General features: G+C 42.1%; 22 protein-coding genes and 5 pseudogenes. 18 read left to right on the top strand and 9 right to left on the bottom strand.

Annotated features, from left to right (window positions below; translation table 11 throughout):
* Positions 1-5: 5 nt before the first annotated feature.
* The 4 genes and pseudogenes from NYZ99_RS09865 to NYZ99_RS09880 all read right to left on the bottom strand — a co-directional run.
* Positions 6-862 (bottom strand): annotated as a pseudogene (locus NYZ99_RS09865) (nucleoside phosphorylase); the annotation flags it as partial.
* A 1-nt stretch (position 863) separates the two neighbouring features.
* On the bottom strand, positions 864-1,796 hold the full coding sequence (locus tag NYZ99_RS09870) for a DUF1835 domain-containing protein (RefSeq protein ID WP_260575096.1): 933 nt from the start codon (positions 1,794-1,796) through the stop codon (positions 864-866).
* A 114-nt stretch (positions 1,797-1,910) separates the two neighbouring features.
* Positions 1,911-2,236, bottom strand: a pseudogene (locus NYZ99_RS09875) (translation initiation factor).
* Positions 2,237-2,238: 2 nt separating this feature from the next.
* Positions 2,239-3,189 (bottom strand): isopenicillin N synthase family dioxygenase, encoded by a 951-nt coding sequence (locus NYZ99_RS09880; RefSeq protein WP_260575097.1) that lies wholly within the window; start codon positions 3,187-3,189, stop codon positions 2,239-2,241.
* A gap of 125 nt (positions 3,190-3,314) precedes the next feature.
* Between NYZ99_RS09880 and NYZ99_RS09885 the strand changes: the two are divergent.
* From NYZ99_RS09885 to NYZ99_RS09935, 12 genes and pseudogenes are all read left to right on the top strand, one after another.
* Positions 3,315-5,295, top strand: a pseudogene (locus NYZ99_RS09885) (alpha-ketoacid dehydrogenase subunit alpha/beta).
* A gap of 196 nt (positions 5,296-5,491) precedes the next feature.
* Positions 5,492-5,923 (top strand): lipocalin family protein, encoded by a 432-nt coding sequence (locus tag NYZ99_RS09890; protein ID WP_260575098.1) that lies wholly within the window; start codon positions 5,492-5,494, stop codon positions 5,921-5,923.
* A gap of 26 nt (positions 5,924-5,949) precedes the next feature.
* Positions 5,950-6,645, top strand: a complete 696-nt coding sequence (locus tag NYZ99_RS09895) for a YiaD family glycine zipper/OmpA-like lipoprotein (protein WP_260575099.1) — start codon at positions 5,950-5,952, stop codon at positions 6,643-6,645.
* 72 nt (positions 6,646-6,717) lie between these two features.
* Entirely contained in the window at positions 6,718-7,842 is a 1,125-nt protein-coding gene (locus NYZ99_RS09900; protein WP_260575100.1) for an NAD(P)/FAD-dependent oxidoreductase, read from the top strand.
* Positions 7,839-8,537, top strand: coding sequence for a methyltransferase domain-containing protein (locus tag NYZ99_RS09905; protein ID WP_260575101.1), 699 nt, complete (start codon positions 7,839-7,841; stop codon positions 8,535-8,537). Before NYZ99_RS09900 ends, NYZ99_RS09905 begins: the two co-directional genes overlap by 4 nt.
* Before the next feature lie 11 nt (positions 8,538-8,548).
* Positions 8,549-9,604, top strand: a complete 1,056-nt coding sequence (locus NYZ99_RS09910; RefSeq protein ID WP_260575102.1) for a type III polyketide synthase — start codon at positions 8,549-8,551, stop codon at positions 9,602-9,604.
* Between the two features lie 16 nt (positions 9,605-9,620).
* Positions 9,621-10,400: an SDR family oxidoreductase gene (locus NYZ99_RS09915; protein WP_260575103.1), complete on the top strand. Its 780-nt coding sequence runs from the start codon at positions 9,621-9,623 to the stop codon at positions 10,398-10,400.
* Positions 10,401-10,403: 3 nt separating this feature from the next.
* Complete coding sequence (locus NYZ99_RS21740) at positions 10,404-10,634, top strand: 3-hydroxyacyl-ACP dehydratase FabZ family protein (protein WP_338039419.1); 231 nt, start codon at positions 10,404-10,406, stop codon at positions 10,632-10,634.
* 34 nt (positions 10,635-10,668) lie between these two features.
* Positions 10,669-10,854: a hotdog domain-containing protein gene (locus NYZ99_RS21745; protein ID WP_338039420.1), complete on the top strand. Its 186-nt coding sequence runs from the start codon at positions 10,669-10,671 to the stop codon at positions 10,852-10,854.
* A pseudogene (locus NYZ99_RS09925) lies at positions 10,847-12,122 on the top strand (beta-ketoacyl-[acyl-carrier-protein] synthase family protein). Before NYZ99_RS21745 ends, NYZ99_RS09925 begins: the two are co-directional and overlap by 8 nt.
* 15 nt (positions 12,123-12,137) lie before the next feature.
* Positions 12,138-12,323 (top strand): acyl carrier protein, encoded by a 186-nt coding sequence (locus NYZ99_RS09930; RefSeq protein ID WP_260575104.1) that lies wholly within the window; start codon positions 12,138-12,140, stop codon positions 12,321-12,323.
* Positions 12,324-12,391: 68 nt separating this feature from the next.
* Positions 12,392-12,832 carry a hypothetical protein gene (locus tag NYZ99_RS09935; protein WP_260575105.1) on the top strand — a complete coding sequence of 147 codons (441 nt, stop codon included), beginning with the start codon at positions 12,392-12,394 and terminating at the stop codon, positions 12,830-12,832.
* On the opposite strand, the pseudogene NYZ99_RS09940 reads toward NYZ99_RS09935, so the two are convergent.
* Positions 12,829-13,766 (bottom strand): annotated as a pseudogene (locus tag NYZ99_RS09940) (TerC family protein). The gene NYZ99_RS09935 and the pseudogene NYZ99_RS09940 overlap by 4 nt on opposite strands.
* A gap of 177 nt (positions 13,767-13,943) precedes the next feature.
* Between NYZ99_RS09940 and NYZ99_RS09945 the strand changes: the two are divergent.
* Entirely contained in the window at positions 13,944-14,546 is a 603-nt protein-coding gene (locus NYZ99_RS09945) for a nitroreductase family protein (RefSeq protein ID WP_260575106.1), read from the top strand.
* Between the two features lie 233 nt (positions 14,547-14,779).
* On the top strand, positions 14,780-15,001 hold the full coding sequence (locus NYZ99_RS09950; protein ID WP_260575107.1) for a hypothetical protein: 222 nt from the start codon (positions 14,780-14,782) through the stop codon (positions 14,999-15,001).
* 7 nt (positions 15,002-15,008) lie between these two features.
* Here NYZ99_RS09950 and hpf read toward each other — a convergent pair whose 3' ends face one another.
* Complete coding sequence (gene hpf, locus NYZ99_RS09955) at positions 15,009-15,314, bottom strand: ribosome hibernation-promoting factor, HPF/YfiA family (RefSeq protein ID WP_099546928.1); 306 nt, start codon at positions 15,312-15,314, stop codon at positions 15,009-15,011.
* Positions 15,315-15,497: 183 nt separating this feature from the next.
* Between hpf and NYZ99_RS09960 the strand changes: the two genes are divergently transcribed.
* The 3 genes from NYZ99_RS09960 to NYZ99_RS09970 all read left to right on the top strand — a co-directional run bounded on the left by NYZ99_RS09960 (position 15,498) and on the right by NYZ99_RS09970 (position 17,074).
* Entirely contained in the window at positions 15,498-15,836 is a 339-nt protein-coding gene (locus tag NYZ99_RS09960; RefSeq protein ID WP_260575108.1) for a hypothetical protein, read from the top strand.
* 11 nt (positions 15,837-15,847) lie between these two features.
* The gene (locus NYZ99_RS09965; protein ID WP_260575109.1) at positions 15,848-16,417 is read left to right on the top strand and encodes a DUF4251 domain-containing protein; all 570 of its coding nucleotides are present in this window, start codon (positions 15,848-15,850) and stop codon (positions 16,415-16,417) included.
* A gap of 228 nt (positions 16,418-16,645) precedes the next feature.
* Positions 16,646-17,074: an FKBP-type peptidyl-prolyl cis-trans isomerase gene (locus tag NYZ99_RS09970; protein ID WP_260575110.1), complete on the top strand. Its 429-nt coding sequence runs from the start codon at positions 16,646-16,648 to the stop codon at positions 17,072-17,074.
* Positions 17,075-17,178: 104 nt separating this feature from the next.
* Here the strand turns inward: NYZ99_RS09970 and NYZ99_RS09975 are convergent, their stop codons facing one another.
* Together NYZ99_RS09975 and NYZ99_RS09980 are read right to left on the bottom strand one after the other, a co-directional pair.
* Positions 17,179-17,892 carry a hypothetical protein gene (locus NYZ99_RS09975; protein ID WP_260575111.1) on the bottom strand — a complete coding sequence of 238 codons (714 nt, stop codon included), beginning with the start codon at positions 17,890-17,892 and terminating at the stop codon, positions 17,179-17,181.
* The gene (locus NYZ99_RS09980) at positions 17,856-18,116 is read right to left on the bottom strand and encodes a hypothetical protein (RefSeq protein ID WP_260575112.1); all 261 of its coding nucleotides are present in this window, start codon (positions 18,114-18,116) and stop codon (positions 17,856-17,858) included. Before NYZ99_RS09980 ends, NYZ99_RS09975 begins: the two co-directional genes overlap by 37 nt.
* Positions 18,117-18,119: 3 nt before the next feature.
* On the opposite strand from NYZ99_RS09980, the gene NYZ99_RS09985 reads away from it, so the two are divergent.
* Positions 18,120-18,383 (top strand): hypothetical protein, encoded by a 264-nt coding sequence (locus NYZ99_RS09985; RefSeq protein WP_260575113.1) that lies wholly within the window; start codon positions 18,120-18,122, stop codon positions 18,381-18,383.
* On the opposite strand, the gene NYZ99_RS09990 is transcribed toward NYZ99_RS09985, so the two are convergent.
* Positions 18,366-19,280: a carbohydrate binding family 9 domain-containing protein gene (locus NYZ99_RS09990; protein ID WP_260575114.1), complete on the bottom strand. Its 915-nt coding sequence runs from the start codon at positions 19,278-19,280 to the stop codon at positions 18,366-18,368. The genes NYZ99_RS09985 and NYZ99_RS09990 overlap by 18 nt on opposite strands.
* Positions 19,281-19,712 lie beyond the last annotated feature (432 nt).

Below are 19,712 nucleotides of genomic sequence, written 5' to 3' on the forward strand. Positions count from 1 at the left end.
CTATTTTCTCGGAGCGTAAATTTAATCAGTTCTTGTACTGAAGCTTCGGATTTTTGGAAAATTCCTCGGTAACGCGATTGGCTAAAATACAATTAAGGGAAACAGCCTGATGACCCAACAAATTGGAAAGGGCATAAATACCGAGATGTTTCCATTTCCAAGTTGGTAATCACCTTACCATCGTAGCGAAAGTCCGTGATACACTTTGTAAATTGATTCACACTGGGCATGAGCCTAAGACTCCTTCCCTGGGATGCATAAAATCCTGTATTTGTTGTTGTTACACCTAATCGTATACGATTTAAACTGAAAATATCCGCCAATTCCTTGTCACATTCCACGATATAGGGTCTTGACTTTTTGGGTGACCAATTGGTCTGACGTATAAATTCTTCCTCCATTTCTCCAAAGCCATTCAAATCGTTGTTATAAAAATGAAGTAGCCCGTCGAAACCTACCGCAAGCTCCGTCAATATCCAAGAATCGATGGGAATATCGGCCTGTATTGCCCCGAAGTTCCAATCCTGATTATTTTTAATCGTATACGATTTTTACGAACCTTTCTTGTGTTAAAATCTATATTAACAAGGGCGTCTAACTCGTTTAAAACGATATCAATATTATCAGTTCCTATTCCTGTGGAAATAACACTGATTCGTTTCCCGTTTAAAACCCCAGTGTGAGTCACAAACTCCCTTTTCGCCTTCTTTATTTCTATTGAATCGAAATGATTGGACACCTCAGATACGCGATCCGGGTCGCCCACGGTAATAATGGTTTCTGCAATGTCTTCTGGTAATAGATTGAGATGGTAAATGCTGCCGTCGGCATTTAGTATAAGCTCGGAAGGGCTTAGGTGCATTCTAGAGTTTTAATATCCTTTTGGAATCTGTATTGTACAGGAAATCATATTTTAAGGCACCACCCAAATACACATCATTATCCTGAATGCAAGAATAATAACTAGTTTGCCCATCAAGGATATCCTTTCCTTTTTTTGTTAACCTCACAGGGTTCAAGGAGGTAAATAGTGGTTTAAGACGTTGTAGCGCCCTTTCATATTGAGAATCACCAAAACCTAGATTTCCTTGGTTTTTTAGAATGGTACTTAAAAACTCGCCTTTGGATTTCGGTTTTTTATCAATGGCCAATTGGAGAATATTATTTTCCATTTCGTTCAAGCCATTGGCAATACTGGGAAATCGTTTTAAATGGGTCTTTACGGCATCCCCCAAATAAGCAAAGTTGTAATCATTGAAATCCGTAAGGTTTTCCAATCGAATCGGATTGTTACTGCAGTACAGTTGCCATACGTAATCGGCATATTCCACATCGTCCTGATTCAAGACTACTTTGTTATCATATAACTTTAAAAGTTGTTCGTCAGAAAGTTCATTTAGCGCATATAACCTATCGGATTCATCCTCTTTACCGCTGCACACCAATGAAATTTCCGCATATCTTCTATTGGTAAGGAGCCAACTTATAACGGCCAACATGTTTACTTGGCAAAAAAGGTCATACTCAAACCAAAGCACAATTTGATCCTGCTGCTTATGGTTACAGAGGGAACGGTATTCCTTTAGTGTTTTTTCTATAAACCAGGATTTGGAAACCTTATAATTTTTGTGCAAGAACTCAAACCTTGTTTTCCGGAAAGACTCACTACCTACGGTCGTGAGTGTTTTTCCCTCACACAGCATTTCCCGCCATGTAATGATATCTCCTTTTATATTTAACTTTTTGAGACGGTCGGTGAAAGCGTCTCCGTTCGTAATGTGCAGAAGGGAACTCATTTCCGATGTAAGGTTTATGTTAAGCGATTAAAAGTAAGGTTTAATGTAAAAAAACAAAAGAATTTAACAGAAAAAGACGCAACCCTTTTTCCAATCCTACATTATAAAGGGTTTTTATCCTCCAACTCTTTTAACATTGAAGCCCTTTTCTTTGAGAATGTCCATTATTTTATCCCTATAATCACCCTGTATGATGATTTGGTCATTTTTAAAACTTCCGCCCACACTAAGCCTTGTTTTTAATTCCTTGGCCAATTTCTTGAAGTCACTGTCCGCCCCGGTATACCCTTCAATAATAGTGATGGGCTTTCCTTTTCTTTTTTCATATTTACAGATCATTGGGGTTTCCTGAAGCCAAATATCGCTCTTCGTTACTTCTTCCGGGGTTTCTTCCGGTTCGTGGTCGGAAATAAGTTTTTAAGCTGATCTTTTAAATCCATAATTATTTTTTAATCAGTCCCAATTCTATCAAGCGCTCATGCAGGAATTCACCAGCCGTAATGTCCTCATAGCGTTTAGGATGCTCCTCATCGATACAGTTTTCCAAGCAATTCAGGGACATCTCACTAATGGGATGCATAAAAAAAGGAACGGAATAACGGGAAGTGCCCCACAATTCCCTTGGAGGATTCACCACTTGGTGAATCGTGGACAAAAGTTTGTTGTTGGACAGCCTGGAGAGCATATCCCCAACGTTAATCATTAGCTCATCAGGTTGGGCAATGGCATCTACCCATTCACCTTTGTGGTTTTGAACCTGAAGCCCCTTTCCATGGGCTCCCATCAATAGGGTAATTAGGTTAATGTCCCCGTGAGCGGCGGCTCTTACGGCATTTTTAGGCTCCGAAGTAATGGGGGGATAATGGATAGGCCTTAAAATCGAGTTTCCGTTTTTTATGAATTCATCGAAATAGTTCTCTTTTAAATCCAAGTGAATAGCAAGGGCGCGCAACACATATTTTGCCGTTTTTTCGAGCATTTTATAGGTCTCCTTTCCAACCTCGTTGAATTTGGGGAGTTCATCTACCGTTACATTATCCGGATATTCCTCCTTCAATTTTGGGTTGTCCTCCACATACTGACCAAAATGCCAAAACTCCTTTAAATCACCCTCTTTACGGCCCTTGGCGTGTTCCTTGCCAAAAGAAGTGTAGCCCCTTTGCCCGCCAATTCCTTCAATTTCATATTTGTCTTTGATCTCCTGCGGAAGGTTAAAGAATTTTTTAATTTCCGAATAAAGACTATCTACCAACTCATCGGATAGAAAATGGCCTCTTAATGCCACAAAACCTATATTTTCAAAAGCTTCCCCAATTTCCTTTACAAACTTTTGTTTTCTTTCAGGGTCGCCCGATATAAAATCCTTTAAATCAACACTGGGTACTAAACTCATAACTAAATTATTAGCAATATTTGACAAAGCTACAAATTCTTGATCAGATCAGAAGTGTTGTAAACATAACAATGTAATGTGTTTTTTGTTACATTTAAACCCTAAATAAAACAACTATTCCCTCTATGGATTTTAAAGGTTTTCAGGTAGATGATGAATTGAAGTTAGCGCTATACCGATCCATGTTAAAACCTCGAATGATCGAGGAAAAAATGTTGATTTTATTGCGACAAGGTAAAATTTCCAAATGGTTTAGTGGAATTGGGCAGGAGGCCATTTCGGTGGGTGTTGCCACTGCATTGGAAACCGATGAGTATATTTTGCCTATGCACCGTAATTTGGGCGTATTTACGACCCGCAATATTCCCTTACATAGACTTTTTTCGCAATGGCAGGGAAAAATGGGAGGTTTTACCAAAGGTAGGGACTCGAAGTTTTCATTTTGGTACCCAAGAATTCAAAATAATAGGCATGATCTCCCATCTTGGATGCACAAATGGGGGTGGCAGATGGCATTGCTCTTGCTCACAAACTAAGAAAGGAACAAAAGGTTACTGCCGTATTTACCGGTGAAGGAGCGACAAGTGAAGGGGATTTTCACGAGGCATTGAATGTTGCGGCCGTTTGGGATTTACCGGTAATCTTTTGCGTAGAAAACAATGGTTATGGTTTATCCACACCCACCAATGAACAGTATAAATGTGAGCATATTGCGGATAAGGGAATTGGTTATGGCATGGAATCCCATATAATTGATGGCAATAATATCTTGGAGGTATTTACCAAGGTAAATGACATTTGTATCGATATAAGACAACATCCGCGACCCGTCTTGTTGGAATTTAAGACGTTTCGAATGCGTGGGCATGAAGAAGCCAGTGGAACCAAATATGTTCCGGAGGAATTGATGGAGGCTTGGGCCTCAAAAGATCCTCTCGGACAACTATGCCAAATACCTAAGAACATCCGGAGTATTGAGTGACACTCTTGATGCATCGTACAAAGAAGAAATACTCCAGGAAATAGATGAGAATCTAAAACAGGCCTTCGAAGAGAGATCCATTACTCCAAATTTAAGTAATGAATTAGGTGATGTGTATCAAAATTTTGATTATAAAGAGGTTAAACCTTTAATTCACAAGAGAAATATTCGCTTCGTCGATGCCATTTCACAAGGTCTTAAATCCGCCATGGAGAAATATGACAACTTGGTCATTATGGGTCAGGATGTGGCCGACTACGGTGGAGTTTTTAAAATTACCGATGGTTTCGTAGATGCATTTGGTAAGGAACGTGTTAGAAACACGCCTATTTGCGAATCGGCCATTGTATCCACCGCCATGGGGCTTTCCATAAATGGAATGAAATCGGTCGTCGAGATGCAGTTCGCGGATTTTGCTAGTAGTGGCTTTAATCCAATTGTCAACTATTTGGCCAAAAGCCATTACCGATGGGGCGAAAAGGCAGATGTCGTCATTAGAATGCCTTGCGGGGGCGGGGTAGGTGCCGGTCCGTTCCATTCCCAAACCAATGAGGCCTGGTTTACGAAGACCCCTGGGCTTAAAGTGGTCTATCCTGCATTTCCTTCAGATGCAAAAGGGCTATTGGCTACGGCCATCGAAGACCCCAATCCGGTACTTTTCTTTGAACACAAAGCACTATACCGTAGTATTTACGAAGATGTACCGGTGAACCATTACACGTTACCCTTTGGCCAGGCCAACCTATTGAAATCGGGTGGGGAGATTACTATAGTTACCTATGGTGCCGGTGTGCACTGGGCTTTGGAGACTTTGGAAAAACATCCTCAAATCGGTGCAGACCTCCTGGATTTAAGAACTTTACAGCCTTTAGATACGGATGCTATTTACACTTCAGTCCGTAAAACAGGGAAGCTCCTTATTTTACAGGAGGATAGTCTCTTTGGAGGGGTGGCAAGTGATATATCGGCATTGGTAACTGAACATTGTTTTCAATACCTAGATGATCCCTATAAAGCGTGTGGCAAGTTTAGATACCCCCATCCCATTTAATACATCCTTAGAAAAACAATACCTTCCCAAGTCCAGATTCGAACAGGGATTATTGGATTTGGTCGCGTTTTAGTATTTCCGTTAACAAAAAACGGTATCGAGCGAATGACTTTTATTTCTTTGGCTAACCTTTGTCATAGATGAATTGATATTATCCAATAATACATCCAAGAGTATACTTGGCATCGTATATAGGATAATCTAAAAACAATGATATTTATGAAAAAAGTAATAGTTCTTATGGGGGTAGTGGCAATGATGCTTTCCTCTTGTTCCATTTCCAAGGATGCCGAAGCAAACGAAACCTGCTTAGTGGAACTTGGGCGTTAAACGATGTCTCTTTTGAAAACAATACAGGTAATTTTAAGGCCGTGTTGTTCAACGATGTGGAGGATATCTGCCTTGAAGGCAGCGAATGGTTCTTTAGGGACAATAATAGTACAGGAAGATATACCATCGCACCATCCACTTTATGTAATGGCGGGGACAGGTATATTAGATGGTCTGTAGTGGAAAGAGCGGAAAACTACACTAGCCAGTTACAATTCAAGTTTATAGATGAGAGAAACAAAGATATCTCCGGTGGTCTTGGGTATCGCCTTAACATTGAAACCTTGACAGAGAATATGATGGTTCTAAAATCAAATGTTCAGGTCGATGGACAACCTGTTACCGTAGTCTATAATTTTACTAAAAAATAAACCCCAATCATAAAAAATAGAGAAAGATGAAATCAAGAATAATAAAAAATACAAGTTACGTGTTGGCCCTGGCCATGGTTATGAGCTGTAGCACCGTTAAAAATGCCAATAAAACACAAAAAGGCGCTGTTATAGGTGCCGCTGGTGGTGCCGTTATTGGCGGTGTTATCGGAAATAATGTAGGGGATGGGAACAATACGGCCCTAGGAGCTATTTTAGGTGCGGCCATTGGTGGCGCTGCCGGCGGTTACATCGGTAATAGAATGGATAGACAGGCAGAGCGAATTGAAGAAGAAATACCTGGAGCAGAAGTTAAAAGGGTAGGAGAAGGTATTAATGTTACCTTCAATGAGGATGCCGGTGTCTATTTTGACACTAATAAATCCGATGTAAAAGGGACCTCGGCGACCACTTTGGATAAATTGGCAGGTATCTTTAAGGAATATCCGAAATCCAATATTTTAGTAGAAGGCCATACTGATAGTGCAGGTCCTGACGAATATAACATGAACCTTTCCAAACAAAGGGCTACTTCTGTGACCAATTATTTGGTGACTAAAGGAATTGACCCTTCCAGGTTTACCACCAAATGGTATGGTGAGAACCAACCTGTAGGAGATAATAGCACCGTAGAAGGAAAAGCTAAAAACCGTAGGGTGGAATTGGCCATTATCGCAAGCGAAGAACTTAAGGAAGAAGCCGTACGGCAGACAAAAGGATAATACTTTTGAAGACCATAAAATTAAATCCCTGCCAAGTGCAGGGATTTTTTTTGCTTTGCGTATTTTCAGGAAGTGAACGAACATCAAATTATAATCGTGGGAGGTGGCTTGGCGGGTTTAACTGCCGCTATTGCCCTTTCTAGGTATGAATATGATATTGCCGTTTTTGAAAGTACCCCATATCCACACCATAAAGTTTGCGGCGAGTACCTTTCCAATGAAATTCTAACATACCTGAATTTTTTAGAAATTGACCTATTGGCCGTGGGGGGCAAAACTATTTCTAGATTTGAAATTAGCAGTAGTAAGGGAATAAAGGCAGAATGTCCATTACCCATGGGAGGTGTGGGAATTAGTAGGTATGCGTTGGACTACCAATTGTATCAAACCGCACAACGCAAGAATGTTACTTTTTACTTTGAGAAAGTTTTGAATATTGGATTTGATGGACATATGTTCACTGTAGCAAGCAGGGAAAGGAAGGTAACCGCACCCATTGCAATAGGGGCCTATGGAAAACGATCAGGACTGGACAAAACCTTGGACCGTGCCTTTATACAAAATAAAAATAATTGGTTAGCCATAAAATCACACTATAAAAATTCCAATTTTCCGGATGATTTAGTGGCGCTCCATAATTTCAAAGGAGGGTATGGAGGACTGTCCAAAACCGAAACTGGTCATGTGAACTTTTGCTATTTAGTGAACTACCCAATTTTTAAAACATGTGATGGAATAGAGGATTTCAATGAAAAGGTGGTTTCAAAAAATTCATATTTAAAGCAATTCCTAAAAGCGGCCAAACCTGTCTTTGAAACTCCATTGAGTATTGGTCAGATTTCATTTGAAGAAAAGGAGCCGGTGGTAAACCATGTGTTGATGTGTGGTGATACGGCTGGGTTGATTCATCCGTTATGCGGTAACGGTATGGCCATGGCCATTCATGCCGGTAAACTGGTTTCTGAAAGTGTACATGGGTTTTTTGACAAGTCAAGTATGGGTCGTCAAAATATGGAGGAGGCCTATCGAAGTGCTTGGAACCGTCATTTTAAAAACAGGCTTCGGTACGGACGTTATTTTCAGGAAATATTGTTAAATGAAACACTATTGCATTGGGGTATTTCAACTTTGGGGCAATCCAAATCCTTACTAACCAATTTGATTGCCAAAACCCACGGAAAAATGGTCTTACCATGATAGATTGTACCACCGTAAGTACCCAAAAAGAGCTTATGGATACCTTTCAGGGCACCACCAAGGACCTGGAAGCACTTTTAGCCGATATTAATCGGGTCAACAGGCTGTTAGGGGGAATCCATATTACATCAGAAGCCATATTTAGGCTGATTCAAGAAAACCATAAAGAATCGTATACGATTTTGGATGTGGGTTGTTCGGATGGGGATATGCTCAGAAAGCTCGCTTTGAGGGCCAAAAAGAAGAATGTACATGTAAACTTCATTGGACTTGACCTCAATGAACAGGCATTGGAAATTGCCGGACAAAAATCCAAGACTTTTCCCGAAATCACCTATCTAAATCAAGATGTTTTTACCTTGGAATCGATGGAGGTAGATATTGTCATAACGACATTGACCTTACATCATTTTAATGATACAGAAATCCCTATTTTTTTGGAAAGGTTTACTAAAATGGCGCATTTAGGGGTTATTATTAATGATTTACATAGAAGTCCGTGGGCCTATTACCTTTTTAAGGCATTTAGTGTTATTTTTATTAAAACGTCCACAGCAAAACATGATGGACTAGTATCTATTTTAAGAGGATTTAAAAAGAAAGAATTGCAAATATTTTCCGACCTATTGCCTAAGAAACAAAATGAGATAACTTGGAGATGGGCCTTTAGGTATAGTTGGATTATAAAGAATTAGAAAAAGCCTACATGAATACAACCAAAATAGTGACCGTATCCAAGGCCTTACCCCCATATTCCAGCGAGACCAAGGAAATCATTCCATTTGTTAACGATTGGCTGCAAGAACAGGATGATCGTTTCAAGCGCAAAGTGGTAAAGATATTTGAAGGTGCGGCAGTGGATAGACGCTATGGGATAATGCCGGTTAAGGACGTATTTACTTCCACTTCCTTTGAGGAAAAGAACAGGATATATGTGGAAGCGTCCAAAAAATTAGGCCAGCAAGCACTTACAAAGGCATTGGCCACTGCAGATTGGTCTGCGGACTCCTTGGATTACATTATCACCGTAAGCTGTACGGGCATTATGATACCCTCATTGGATGCCTATTTGATCAATGCATTGGGCTTAGGGCAAGATGTGATCCGCTTGCCCATAACGGAAATGGGCTGTGCTGCTGGCGTTTCAGGATTGATATATGCCCATAATTTTTTAAGATCCAATCCCAATAAACGAATTGCCTTGGTCGCCGTAGAAAGTCCTACGGCCACTTTTCAACTGAATGATTATTCCATGGCCAATATGGTAAGTGCGGCTATTTTTGGTGACGGGGCTGCCTGTGTATTACTATCCTCCGAGGAAATGGCGCAAGGGCCGTCCATCATAGGGGAGGAAATGTATCATTTTAGGGATACCACACATCTGATGGGTTTTGACTTGGTCAATAGTGGGCTTCAAATGGTATTGGATCCCACAGTACCCGAGACAATAGCCCATTACTTTCCGGATATTGTACATCCTTTCTTGGCAAAGTACGGTAGTAGCATTGAAAAAGTGAATCACCTTATTTTTCATCCGGGGGGACGGAAAATCGTCCGGACCGTGGAAGGTCTTTTTGGTTCTTTGGGCAAAAACATAGACGACACCCGGGAAGTATTACGGTTATTCGGTAATATGAGTAGTGTCACGGTTCTTTATGTGTTACAACGATTTCTAGAACGTGAACTTCCCTCAGGTGAACAGGGTATGGTCTTGAGTTTTGGTCCTGGATTTTCGGCACAAAGAGTATTATTGGAGTGGTAATTTATAAATAAGCAACATGAGCAGGGATTGGGCGATTATTTTGGGAGGCAGCAATGGTTTGGGCCTGGCTACGGCCAAGAAATTGGCAGCAAACCAATTCAACATCATAATCGTACACAGGGATAGAAGAACCCAAATGCAGTCCATCGAAGCGGAATTCAAGGAAATATTGGCACAAGGTGTTCATTTCAAGCCCTTTAACAAGGATGCCATTAACAGTGAGAAACGTCTAGAATTATTGACGGATATAGAAGAACTCCTTCCGGAGGGACATAAAATAAAGGTACTGATCCATAGCATTGCTAAGGGAAACCTTAAACCTATGTATGCTGACGGGGCATCGACACTATCGCATGAGGACATCAACATTACCTTTGAAGCCATGGCCTTAAGCCTGTATGACTGGACCAAGGAATTGGTGGAACGGGAGCTTTTATCGAAGGATTCGCGAATAATCGCATTTACAAGCGAGGGTAATAGCAAAGTCATGCCTGGATATGGGGCAGTTTCCGTAGCCAAAGTGGCCTTGGAAGCACTTACCCGAAATATTGCCCTTGAATTCGCGCCTATAGGCATAAAGGCAAACTGCGTACAGGCCGGAATCACGGAGACCAAATCATTAGCTATGATTCCCGGGTATGAGAAGTTGATGCAAAATGCCTTGAAACGAAATCCCCAAGGTAGATTGACCACTCCGGAAGATGTAGCAAATGCGGTGTACTTATTGACCACGGAGGAGGCAAAATGGATAACGGGAACCGTACTAAAGGTAGATGGAGGGGAAAGTTTAAGATAGGATATGACGTATAAAGACATCATATCACTGCTACCCTACGAGAAGCCCTTTTTGTTCGTGGATGATCTTTTTGAAGTTACGGAGGAAGGAGCTAAAGGAACATTTTGCTTTCACAAGGAACTCGATTTTTATAGGGGGCATTTTAAGGACAGGCCAGTGACACCCGGGGTATTGCTGACGGAGTGCTGTGCGCAAATCGGTCTCGGTCTGTTTGGGTATTTTTTTGATGAATGAACAGAACTTGGATTCACAAAATATACTAATTGGTATGAGTAGTTCGGAAATGGAATTTTTACAACCTGTTTTTCCTGGTGAAACAGTCACTGTAGTTTCCAAAAAAATATACTATCGGTTTCATAAATTAAAGTGCGAGGTAAAAATGTACAACGAAGAGATGGAATTGGTCTGTAAAGGCGTCCTATCCGGTATGCTAAAGGTTGCCGATAATGGGTAGGCGTGTCGTCATTACCGGCATGGGTGTGTGTGCCCCAAATGGAGTGGGCCTTTCCGAATTTAGCAAAGCCCTATATCAGGGTAAATCAGGAATCCGCTTTCAATCCAGGCTAAAGGCCTTGGAGTTTGGCTGTCAAATTGCAGGCGAACCGCTTATAAAGGACAATCTATTGGAACAGTATTTTACCCCCTTGCAATTGCGCGGTCTAAATGCCTCAGGGTTGGTATATGGTGTCATCGCAGGAAAGGATGCTTGGGACGATGCCGGTTTAAAGCCCAATATAGGGAAGAGTCCCAATTGGGACCATGGAATCATCTTTGGTACGGGAATGTCCGGTGCGGACAAGTTTCGGGAGGCCATTTATAAAGTGGACAATAAGGAGGTACGACGTCTAGGTAGTACAACGGTCGTACAGACCATGACCAGTGGTATCAGTGCTTATCTAGGCGGTATGTTAGGTTGTGGAAATCAGGTGACTTCCAACTCATCAGCCTGTACCACAGGTACAGAAAGTGTTCTTATGGCCTATGATCGTATTGCCTCCGGAAAGGCGGAGGTTCTGCTAACAGGCAGTTGTAGTGATAGTGATCCCTATATTTGGGGAGGATTCGACGCCATGCGTATCCTGCCGAGGGATTATAATGATGATCCCGGGGCCGCCAGCAGACCCATGAGTGCTTCGGCCCAAGGATTTGTTCCTGGCAGTGGGGCAGGGGCCCTGGTATTGGAGTCCTTGGAAAGTGCCAAAAAGCGAGGAGCAAAAATATATGCGGAAGTACTGGGAGGGGAAATTAATAGTGGGGGCCAGGTAGGCGAAGGATCCATGACCGCTCCCAACAGTGAAGCGGTGCAGCGTTGTATACAAAGGGCTGTTCAAAATGCAGGTATACAGCCCAAAGATATCGATGCTATCAATGGACATTTAACGGCGACCACCAAAGATGCCCTTGAGATTTCCAACTGGAGTAAGGCCCTAGGGTTGCAAGGGGAACGGTTTCCGTATATCAATTCATTTAAAGGTATGATAGGCCATTGTATAGCGGCGGCCGGCAGTATTGAATGTGTGGGAAGCATTTTGCAATTGGAGGAAGGGGTCATTTATGGGAACATTAATTGCGATGACCTTCATCCGAGAGATTACCAAAATTATATCCACTCATAGGATTCCACAAAAAACGATTCCATACCGTCCTAAAATTATCGCAAAGGCAAGTTTTGGTTTTGGAGATGTGAATGCGTGTGTTATTTTTAGTTCCTTTACTACGTAGAACAACTATTCATACATGCAAGAAACGGAAAAATACCAAAAATTAAAGGACATCATTCAAATCTATCTACCGGAGGATGTTTCCGTAAACGATATTCAACCTTCCAGTAATTTTGTCACCGAGTTGAACATCAATTCGGCCAATCTAGTGGACATTATTTTGGATGTAGAGGATACTTTTGATATCCGTCTCGGAAAATGAGGATATGAACCAGATGCAGACCGTGCAGGACGCCCTTGGGATTATCGATAGTAAACTAACAAAATAATATGGATAGGTTTCTCCAATATGCCAAGATAAAATTGAACGTAGATAGAAGACTGATTCTTATATACTGTTTGGTATACTTTGTTTGGGGAATAGCTATGAATTGGTTTGGAACGGTAATGGAAATTGCTAGGTTCACCTACTGGTGGCAGGTCATTACCACTTATATCTTATATATGGTTCCCATTTCGCTCTTACTTCGAAATAGACCTTTTCATGAACAATATGCCTATGGACTTATTGCCATGGGTTTTTTGGAATTCGGTGGATATGCAATGCAAACCTCCTATGCATACCCCAATAATCTTTTGGACTCTTTTTTCGGAGGGCGAACATTTGCATTGGGCATGGCCCTGTTCTTCGCCCTTTATTTTCCGGCTGGCAACTGGTTGGTAGGCAAAATTTACCAAGGAATATTCAAAAAGTCCCCTGAATGCCATTAATCCCTCTCCGGAATTACCAAAGAGGCCACGATTCCTGAAATCAAGGCGACTGAAATCACGGTTAGCGAAACCCATTCGGGTAAATGCAGGTAATGGGAAAAGAGCATTTTCAAACCAACAAAGGCAAGGATGACCACCAAGCTATAGTTGATGAATCTGAATTTCTCCAACATTCGGAGATCAAGAAATACATGGAACGTAGGCCCAGGATGGCCAAAATATTGGAACTGAACACCAAAAATGGGTCGGCGGTAATCGCTAAAATAGCGGGTATACTATCCAAGGCAAATAGAATATCCGTCAACTCAATTACGATAAGTGCTACAAATAGGGGAGTGGCCGCTCGAACGCCCATCTTCTTTACGAAAAAATCATGACCGTTAATTTTTGAGGTAATGGGATATAATTTTTTCAAATTTCTGAAAACAAAGGAGTTTTCAGGATGAAAATCATGTTCATCGCCTTTCAGCATTTTAAAGGCAGTATACAATAGAAAAATCCCAAACACATAAATGACCCAATCGAACTTTGTGATCAAGGCCACCCCAAAGAAAATCATAAGGGCCCTGAATACGATGGCACCCAAAATTCCCCAAAAAAGCACGCGATGTTGAAATACGGGAGGAATTTTAAACGATGTGAAAATCACGGCAATCACAAAGACGTTGTCCACACTCAGGGAAAGTTCTATCAAATATCCCGTAATGTATTTCAAAACGGCATCGTTGGCGGTGAGTCCGGTAGGGTTGTCTATCATGTTATTGGAAAACAGCCAATAAATGACCCCACTAAAGGACATTGCGATAGTCACCCACACAGCGATTCAAATTCCCGCTTCCTTGGATTTAATAACATGGTCGTGCTTATGAAAAACCCCAAGGTCCAAGGCCAGGAATACAAGAATACAGACAAGAAAGACAATCCAAACTAACATATAAAGTCATTAAAGCGGTCGAAGGTACTAAATTATGGCATTTTCTCCATTGATTTTGGTCATATGAGGTCATAAAAAATGGTGTAGGATTCAAGTCAACATTTTGAGCAAAAGCACAAAGGGTTTTGGACTCGTGCCCTTAATTTTACATAAAAAGTTGAACCATAAAACTAAAATATGACGACTGTAGAACAACTACAATTAGACAATATCGCAAAAAACGACTATCAAATTTATCCCTTGTTAAAACAGCGTTACAGCCCACGAATTTTTAGTGATCAAGAACTCACTGAAAAGGATGTAAACCGACTTTTTGAAGCGATACGATGGTCTGCAAGCTCTTACAACAGACAGCCATGGCGATTTATCTACGCACACAAAGGTTCGGAAGCCTATGATACGATTTTTGATTGCCTAAGCGATTTCAACCAAAAATGGGCCGGCAATGCCCCTTTTCTCATGTTGGCCGGTTACAAGAAGAATACTGATGAAGGCACCGAAAACTTTCATGCCCTGCACGATTTAGGCCTTTCCTTGGGTAATATGACAGTGCAAGCGGAATACATGGGCATTGGGGTACATCATATGGCGGGAGTAAACTGGCAAAAGGCCCATGACGTCTTTAACGTACCTGAAGGCTACCATATCGCCACGGCCATCGCCATGGGCTTTTATGGTGGTGAACTCAATGATTTATCCGAAGACCTTAGGGAACAGGAAGGTGCAGAGAGAACCGGAAAGCCACAAACCGAATTTGCCTTTGAAGGAAGCTGGAAATAGTTCAAGCGGATTTTAATCGAAGAAATGGGGTGGTGGACGGACTCTTTGGTACTACTTTATGAATAGTGATTACTTTTCGTATAGAACACTATATGAAAATGAAATTCTATCCACAGACAGGATGCCTTCTGGCATGCATGCTGTTGGTTTTTTGTGCATCCTCGGCCCAAAAGGAGGATAAAAAAACCATCACCGTCCAAAAATATACCATAATGGACCAGTTTGCACCGTAATTGGTCATACCGCCCTCCGATCGCCTAGCCCTTAAAGAAGAAAGGATTGCCTATCAACGCCAGGCAAAACTGATTTTGGACACCTTGGATATTTCCGATAGAAAACGAAGAAGGCTTCTAAAGGAATTAAGGCGTAATCCCTTTTCAAAGAATTTGGACAAAATTATAATGGCCGAATCGCACTTTGAGGATTCGGCCATTACTGCTGACAGCAATCAGTAAAGCTAGGTTAATGATGCGTTTGCATTTTATCCTTTCGCTTTTGCAATTGTCTTTGTAATTCTTCTACAGATTTTGAAATGGAGGCCTCAAAGCTTCCCGTACTCGCATCCGCGAATAACCTTGGACCGGGAGCACTTAAGCGTATGTTGCATATTTTTCCGGTATCCGGGGAACTGGTGTTTTCCTTTTTAAAAAAGACATCGGCACGCACTATAAAATCAAATTTATCCAACAGTTTTTCCAGTTTTTTGGCGGCCATAATCTCCAATCGGTTACTGGCCTTGACATCATCATATTCAAAATTGATATTCATAAGCATCGAATTAATTGTTTAGTTCAAATTACGAAATTCTCAGAAGTCACGTAAGCTATTTTTAAATAATTCTATATTCAAATTTAAATAAAGGTTAAAGTGTAAAAACTGATGATTATCATACTCCGATTAAGATTTAATTTTGTACCTTATTGTATGAAAAATCCTTAAAAATACTACGATATGACTACAGAAACCCAAAAGACCCCTGCTAGCGTTCTCGATAGCGATTCTTGTTTGGTTTGGCTAGACAGAAGTTATAAGGATTTATTACAGTGGAAGCGAAAGCTGGAATCCTACCTCTTTGAGCCTACGACCTTACGGCAATTCGAAATAAAGCAACAACTGTCCGATAAAATGGAGGCCTTGGTAAAACGCCATAAGGAATTGGTGCAATTGGCCCGGAGCGGCAGAAGGTTGATTGGGAAACAAGTGGAGATGATCAAGAACTATTTGGCGGAGACCCGTCAATTGGAAGATGGTGTACAGGAATATATGGGGATGTTACAGCCTACCCCTTAAACCGTATTTGGATGAAAACTATTTGGAATATACTACTATTATGCGTCGCAACGTTCTTTATAGGTTGCGGCAGTGCCTCCAAGGTTTCCTATAGTCCGGAAGAAGTGAATGCCTTTAGGGACTTCTTGGACAATAAATCCTATGAATTTGTAGCAACAGTTGCGAATCCCATACCAAGCACCGGCATGACCGCTATTGCCAATACCGGATTATTGCCACCTGGTAGTACCGTTTCCAACATACAATTACAAGGTAATTTCAATTATTTAAGGGTGAAAGGCGATACCATTTCGGCATCTTTACCTTATTATGGAGAACGTCAACAGGGAGGGGGCTATCACACTGATGCCGGAATTAAATTTAACGATGTACCTAGCTATTATTCCGAAGCCTACGATTCCGAAAAAAATGAAATGCGCATCAACTTTTCCATTTCGGGAAAATCGGAAGGGTATCGAGTGACCCTTTATCTATATCCCAATAAAAAAGCTACGGCTGTGGTCAATAGTAACCAACGCTTTTCCATCCGTTATTTAGGGGAAATAAAAGCGCTGGAGGAAAAACCCGAGGTAAGTCGGTAAAAGGGAAGCTTTTATAACCTGAAAATATCTTTTAAAGTAGGAGGGAGGGGGGCACCTACTTTTTAAAAACACTCCAAAATCGTCAAAAAATATACTTTCATTTCGTTTTTTACTCAGTTTTCGTTAAAAACATGTGAAAATTGGCTTGTTTTGGTCAATTCTTCTTTCAACGCTTTTGAGAATCCTACCTTTGCCGCTCATTGAAATACTAATAAAGAAACTCTTAAAATGAGCAAAGTAAAAGCAGGTGATGTCGTACGCGTACATTACACGGGTAAATTGGAAAACGGACAGGTGTTTGATAGCTCCTTGAACAGGGAACCGCTAGAGGTAAAACTGGGACAGGGCAGTTTGATTCCCGGTTTTGAAAAAGGATTGATGGACATGGAACCCAAGGAAAAGAAAACAATCGTCATCCCAAAGGAAGAAGCCTATGGTGAAAAGAAACGTGAACTTTTCCGGAGCGTGCCCAAAGCCAACTTACCTGAGGATATGGAACCTGAAGTAAATATGGGCTTGGTAGCCACGAATGCCGACGGTACGGAGCGCCAACTACGTGTTGCGGAAGTAAATGAAAACGATATTATCGTGGATGGTAACCATCCCTTGGCAGGGGAGGACCTTACCTTTGAATTGGAACTGGTAGAGATAAAATAAATCTCTCTCTTTTATAACGTACAAAACCGCCCAAACAGGGCGGTTTTTTTTATCCTACTTAATTATTGACTTCTCGACTGCGCTCGAAGTGACAGGACTTTAAGCTACCTTAAAACATCAAAGCGATGGGTGTATTTGATGGTCAGGGTCTGATTGTCCAAAAAGTCCAAGGGATTATCGTCCTTCACGATGTTCAATACCACGAAAAGACCCGTGTTGGCACTTTGAAGCCATCCAAAACGGGCGTTTACCGACGTAATCTCGGAAACATTGTTACGCTGGATCAAACTTTGCAAGAAGATACGCGGAGTAAAGCTATAGGCCAAACGGAGTCCGCCTACGAGGGCCGTGGTATTTCCGGTTTCCAACTGAATATCGTTATGGCTCATGGTCAGGGAGGATACAAATTTGTTCCCGACCCTAAAGTTGGCAGTACCGCTATTGGAATAGCGCTTTCCATTGAAATAACCGCCGATGAAGGTGCGGGTACTTACGGAAAAGGCATTGTTGGGGTTGGAGATCAGCACAAACTGCAATTCCTCATTCTTATATTCGCCTACCGGCACCGTTACATTGGAAATGTTGAACGGCGCAAAGACCCGTTCCTGGGTCAGGTTGACCCCGGTATGGATTTCAAACCCGCTACGCCACACCCAATGGTTGTCCATATGTAGAAAACCAGTTACCTGTTCATTATCAAAGTTCCAATAGCCTCGGTAGGAGACATGGGGGCGGATTTCCGTAAATTTTCCATCGCCCTTTAAACGATGTGCCTTGAATATCAAAAATTCAGGTTTTTTAAAGGCGGAACGCTGCAAGAATCCCACTTCGGATTGAATCCGGGGGCCACTTCGGTATAGCCCGCGTTCAGGTTCCAACCGTCCCATTCGTAATTGGCCAGCAGCTTAAAGGCGTAGTCCTTCCCGTCTATGGAAGGGGTTACGCTCTTGGCAAAAAAGCCATTCACTTCCGCCTTGTTGCCAATGCCCCATTTGCCGTCCACCGCGTACACTCGGTTAAAATCATCGTCCGGACCGGCCAAGCCTTGTCGGTTAACGAAAATACCGCCCAAGGAGCTTCGGAATTCCCAAAATTGTGGTTGACACGCGCCACGGAGAAGTTATTTTCCGTAATACCGGCCGATGCCACATCCTCCGTAAACATGCTGAGCAGGCCCACGTTGGTCCGGCCCACCTTACCGGACACCCTGGCGCCACCGATGATAGGTACGATACTACCATCCGGACCCAAACCGATACGCCGACTGAAAAATAGGTCGACTTCCCCGGGGCTACCGACCGAAAACTGACCGGCATTTTCGAGGAAAAAAGCCCGTTTTTACTGGGAAAAAGAGGTTAAAACGATCCAAATTCACCTGTTGGTCATCTACTTCTACCTGGGCAAAATCCGTATTATAGGTGAGGTCGAGGGTGAGGCTGGGGGTAATGCTGTATTTGACGTCCATCCCCACTTCCGCATCCAGTTCCTGTTCGCTGGGGGAGACGGACTGGTCGTTGATACCCCGTACCAAGGCATAGGGAATCAGCTTAAGGTTCCCCGGATTTTTTAGGTTGAGTCCGGTCAATTTACCCGCCAAGGCCAGGCGTTTCAGGTCAAAACCCAATGGGAGGGAGGTCCAGTAGGCAATTTCGGTATTTTTGCTGATGTTCCGTTGAAAATTTAGCCCCCATGTTTTGGCCTCCCCGGCGGCGAAACGTAAGGAGCGTAAGGGAATGGCGAACTCCGCACTCCAGCCATAGTCGCCCAATTGTGTCTTTACGGACCAAGTGGCGTCCCAGTTAATGTTGGTACCACCAATAACCCCGCCTTGCTGGCGATTGGCGTTTAAACTTCCTTTGCCTTCGTTGTTGATCTGTGCGTCATATTCCATGCCTTGGGCATTGGTACCAAAGAGAAAGCCGTTTTGCTGGTCGTTATAGGTGTCCACAATAAAGAGAAAGCTGTCGTCATCGCCTAGATCCGCATCGCGACGGGAGTCCGAGACCACAATCTTATTAGGTTCCGTATCATAGCATACCACGGCCACGTAGAAGGTGGTATTGCTGTAGGCCACCCTGATTTCAGTTTTTTCGGAGACAGGGGCCCCATATGAAGGTTTTATTTGAATGAGGTCCGGGGCCAGGGGTACGGACTCCCAAAGAGGCTCGTTACGGATTTCACCGTCCACGACAGGCTCTGTTTCCAAATACGTGGCCTGGTAAAACGGACGGTTAAATTGTTGATTTTTTGGTGTTGTTTGTGAATAGCCGAAACAGCAAACGAATAAAGCAACTCCCAAAAGAAGCTTTTGAAATTGGTGAGATTTCATATGTGTATTAGATTGGTCGAATAAATATACATTTCTTTTTTATGGAAATGTTTTAAAAAGTTGGCGGTTGTGAATTATATAGCGAAATGGAAAAGAGGGAGGGGCCAAAAAATTAAGGGACTGTATAACAGATTTAAAAAAGTCTATTTGACATAATATAAATTATAGTACATTTTACAATATGCGTAAAACTGCGCAATACTCCAGTATTTGATATACTATCAGATATAAGCTCGCGTAAGCGAATTATATCGGTAAATGTTATGTAAAGCTGTTTTACCGGGCCCTCGATTGTTTTTATAGAATCAA

It is taken from the genome of Maribacter litopenaei (assembly GCF_025244665.1).
GTDB lineage: Bacteria > Bacteroidota > Bacteroidia > Flavobacteriales > Flavobacteriaceae > Maribacter > Maribacter litopenaei.

Coding starts and splice junctions, on each gene's coding strand:
- NYZ99_RS21745 (WP_338039420.1), top strand. CDS start 10,669: ATGAGTAGTTCGGAAATGGAATTTTTACAACCTGTTTTTCCTGGTGAA.
- NYZ99_RS09910 (WP_260575102.1), top strand. CDS start 8,549: ATGAATACAACCAAAATAGTGACCGTATCCAAGGCCTTACCCCCATAT.
- NYZ99_RS09915 (WP_260575103.1), top strand. CDS start 9,621: ATGAGCAGGGATTGGGCGATTATTTTGGGAGGCAGCAATGGTTTGGGC.
- hpf (WP_099546928.1), bottom strand. CDS start 15,314: ATGAATATCAATTTTGAATATGATGATGTCAAGGCCAGTAACCGATTG.
- NYZ99_RS09895 (WP_260575099.1), top strand. CDS start 5,950: ATGAAATCAAGAATAATAAAAAATACAAGTTACGTGTTGGCCCTGGCC.
- NYZ99_RS09970 (WP_260575110.1), top strand. CDS start 16,646: ATGAGCAAAGTAAAAGCAGGTGATGTCGTACGCGTACATTACACGGGT.
- NYZ99_RS09870 (WP_260575096.1), bottom strand. CDS start 1,796: ATGAGTTCCCTTCTGCACATTACGAACGGAGACGCTTTCACCGACCGT.
- NYZ99_RS09960 (WP_260575108.1), top strand. CDS start 15,498: ATGACTACAGAAACCCAAAAGACCCCTGCTAGCGTTCTCGATAGCGAT.
- NYZ99_RS09935 (WP_260575105.1), top strand. CDS start 12,392: ATGGATAGGTTTCTCCAATATGCCAAGATAAAATTGAACGTAGATAGA.
- NYZ99_RS09905 (WP_260575101.1), top strand. CDS start 7,839: ATGATAGATTGTACCACCGTAAGTACCCAAAAAGAGCTTATGGATACC.
- NYZ99_RS09930 (WP_260575104.1), top strand. CDS start 12,138: ATGCAAGAAACGGAAAAATACCAAAAATTAAAGGACATCATTCAAATC.
- NYZ99_RS09965 (WP_260575109.1), top strand. CDS start 15,848: ATGAAAACTATTTGGAATATACTACTATTATGCGTCGCAACGTTCTTT.
- NYZ99_RS09945 (WP_260575106.1), top strand. CDS start 13,944: ATGACGACTGTAGAACAACTACAATTAGACAATATCGCAAAAAACGAC.
- NYZ99_RS09880 (WP_260575097.1), bottom strand. CDS start 3,189: ATGAGTTTAGTACCCAGTGTTGATTTAAAGGATTTTATATCGGGCGAC.
- NYZ99_RS21740 (WP_338039419.1), top strand. CDS start 10,404: ATGACGTATAAAGACATCATATCACTGCTACCCTACGAGAAGCCCTTT.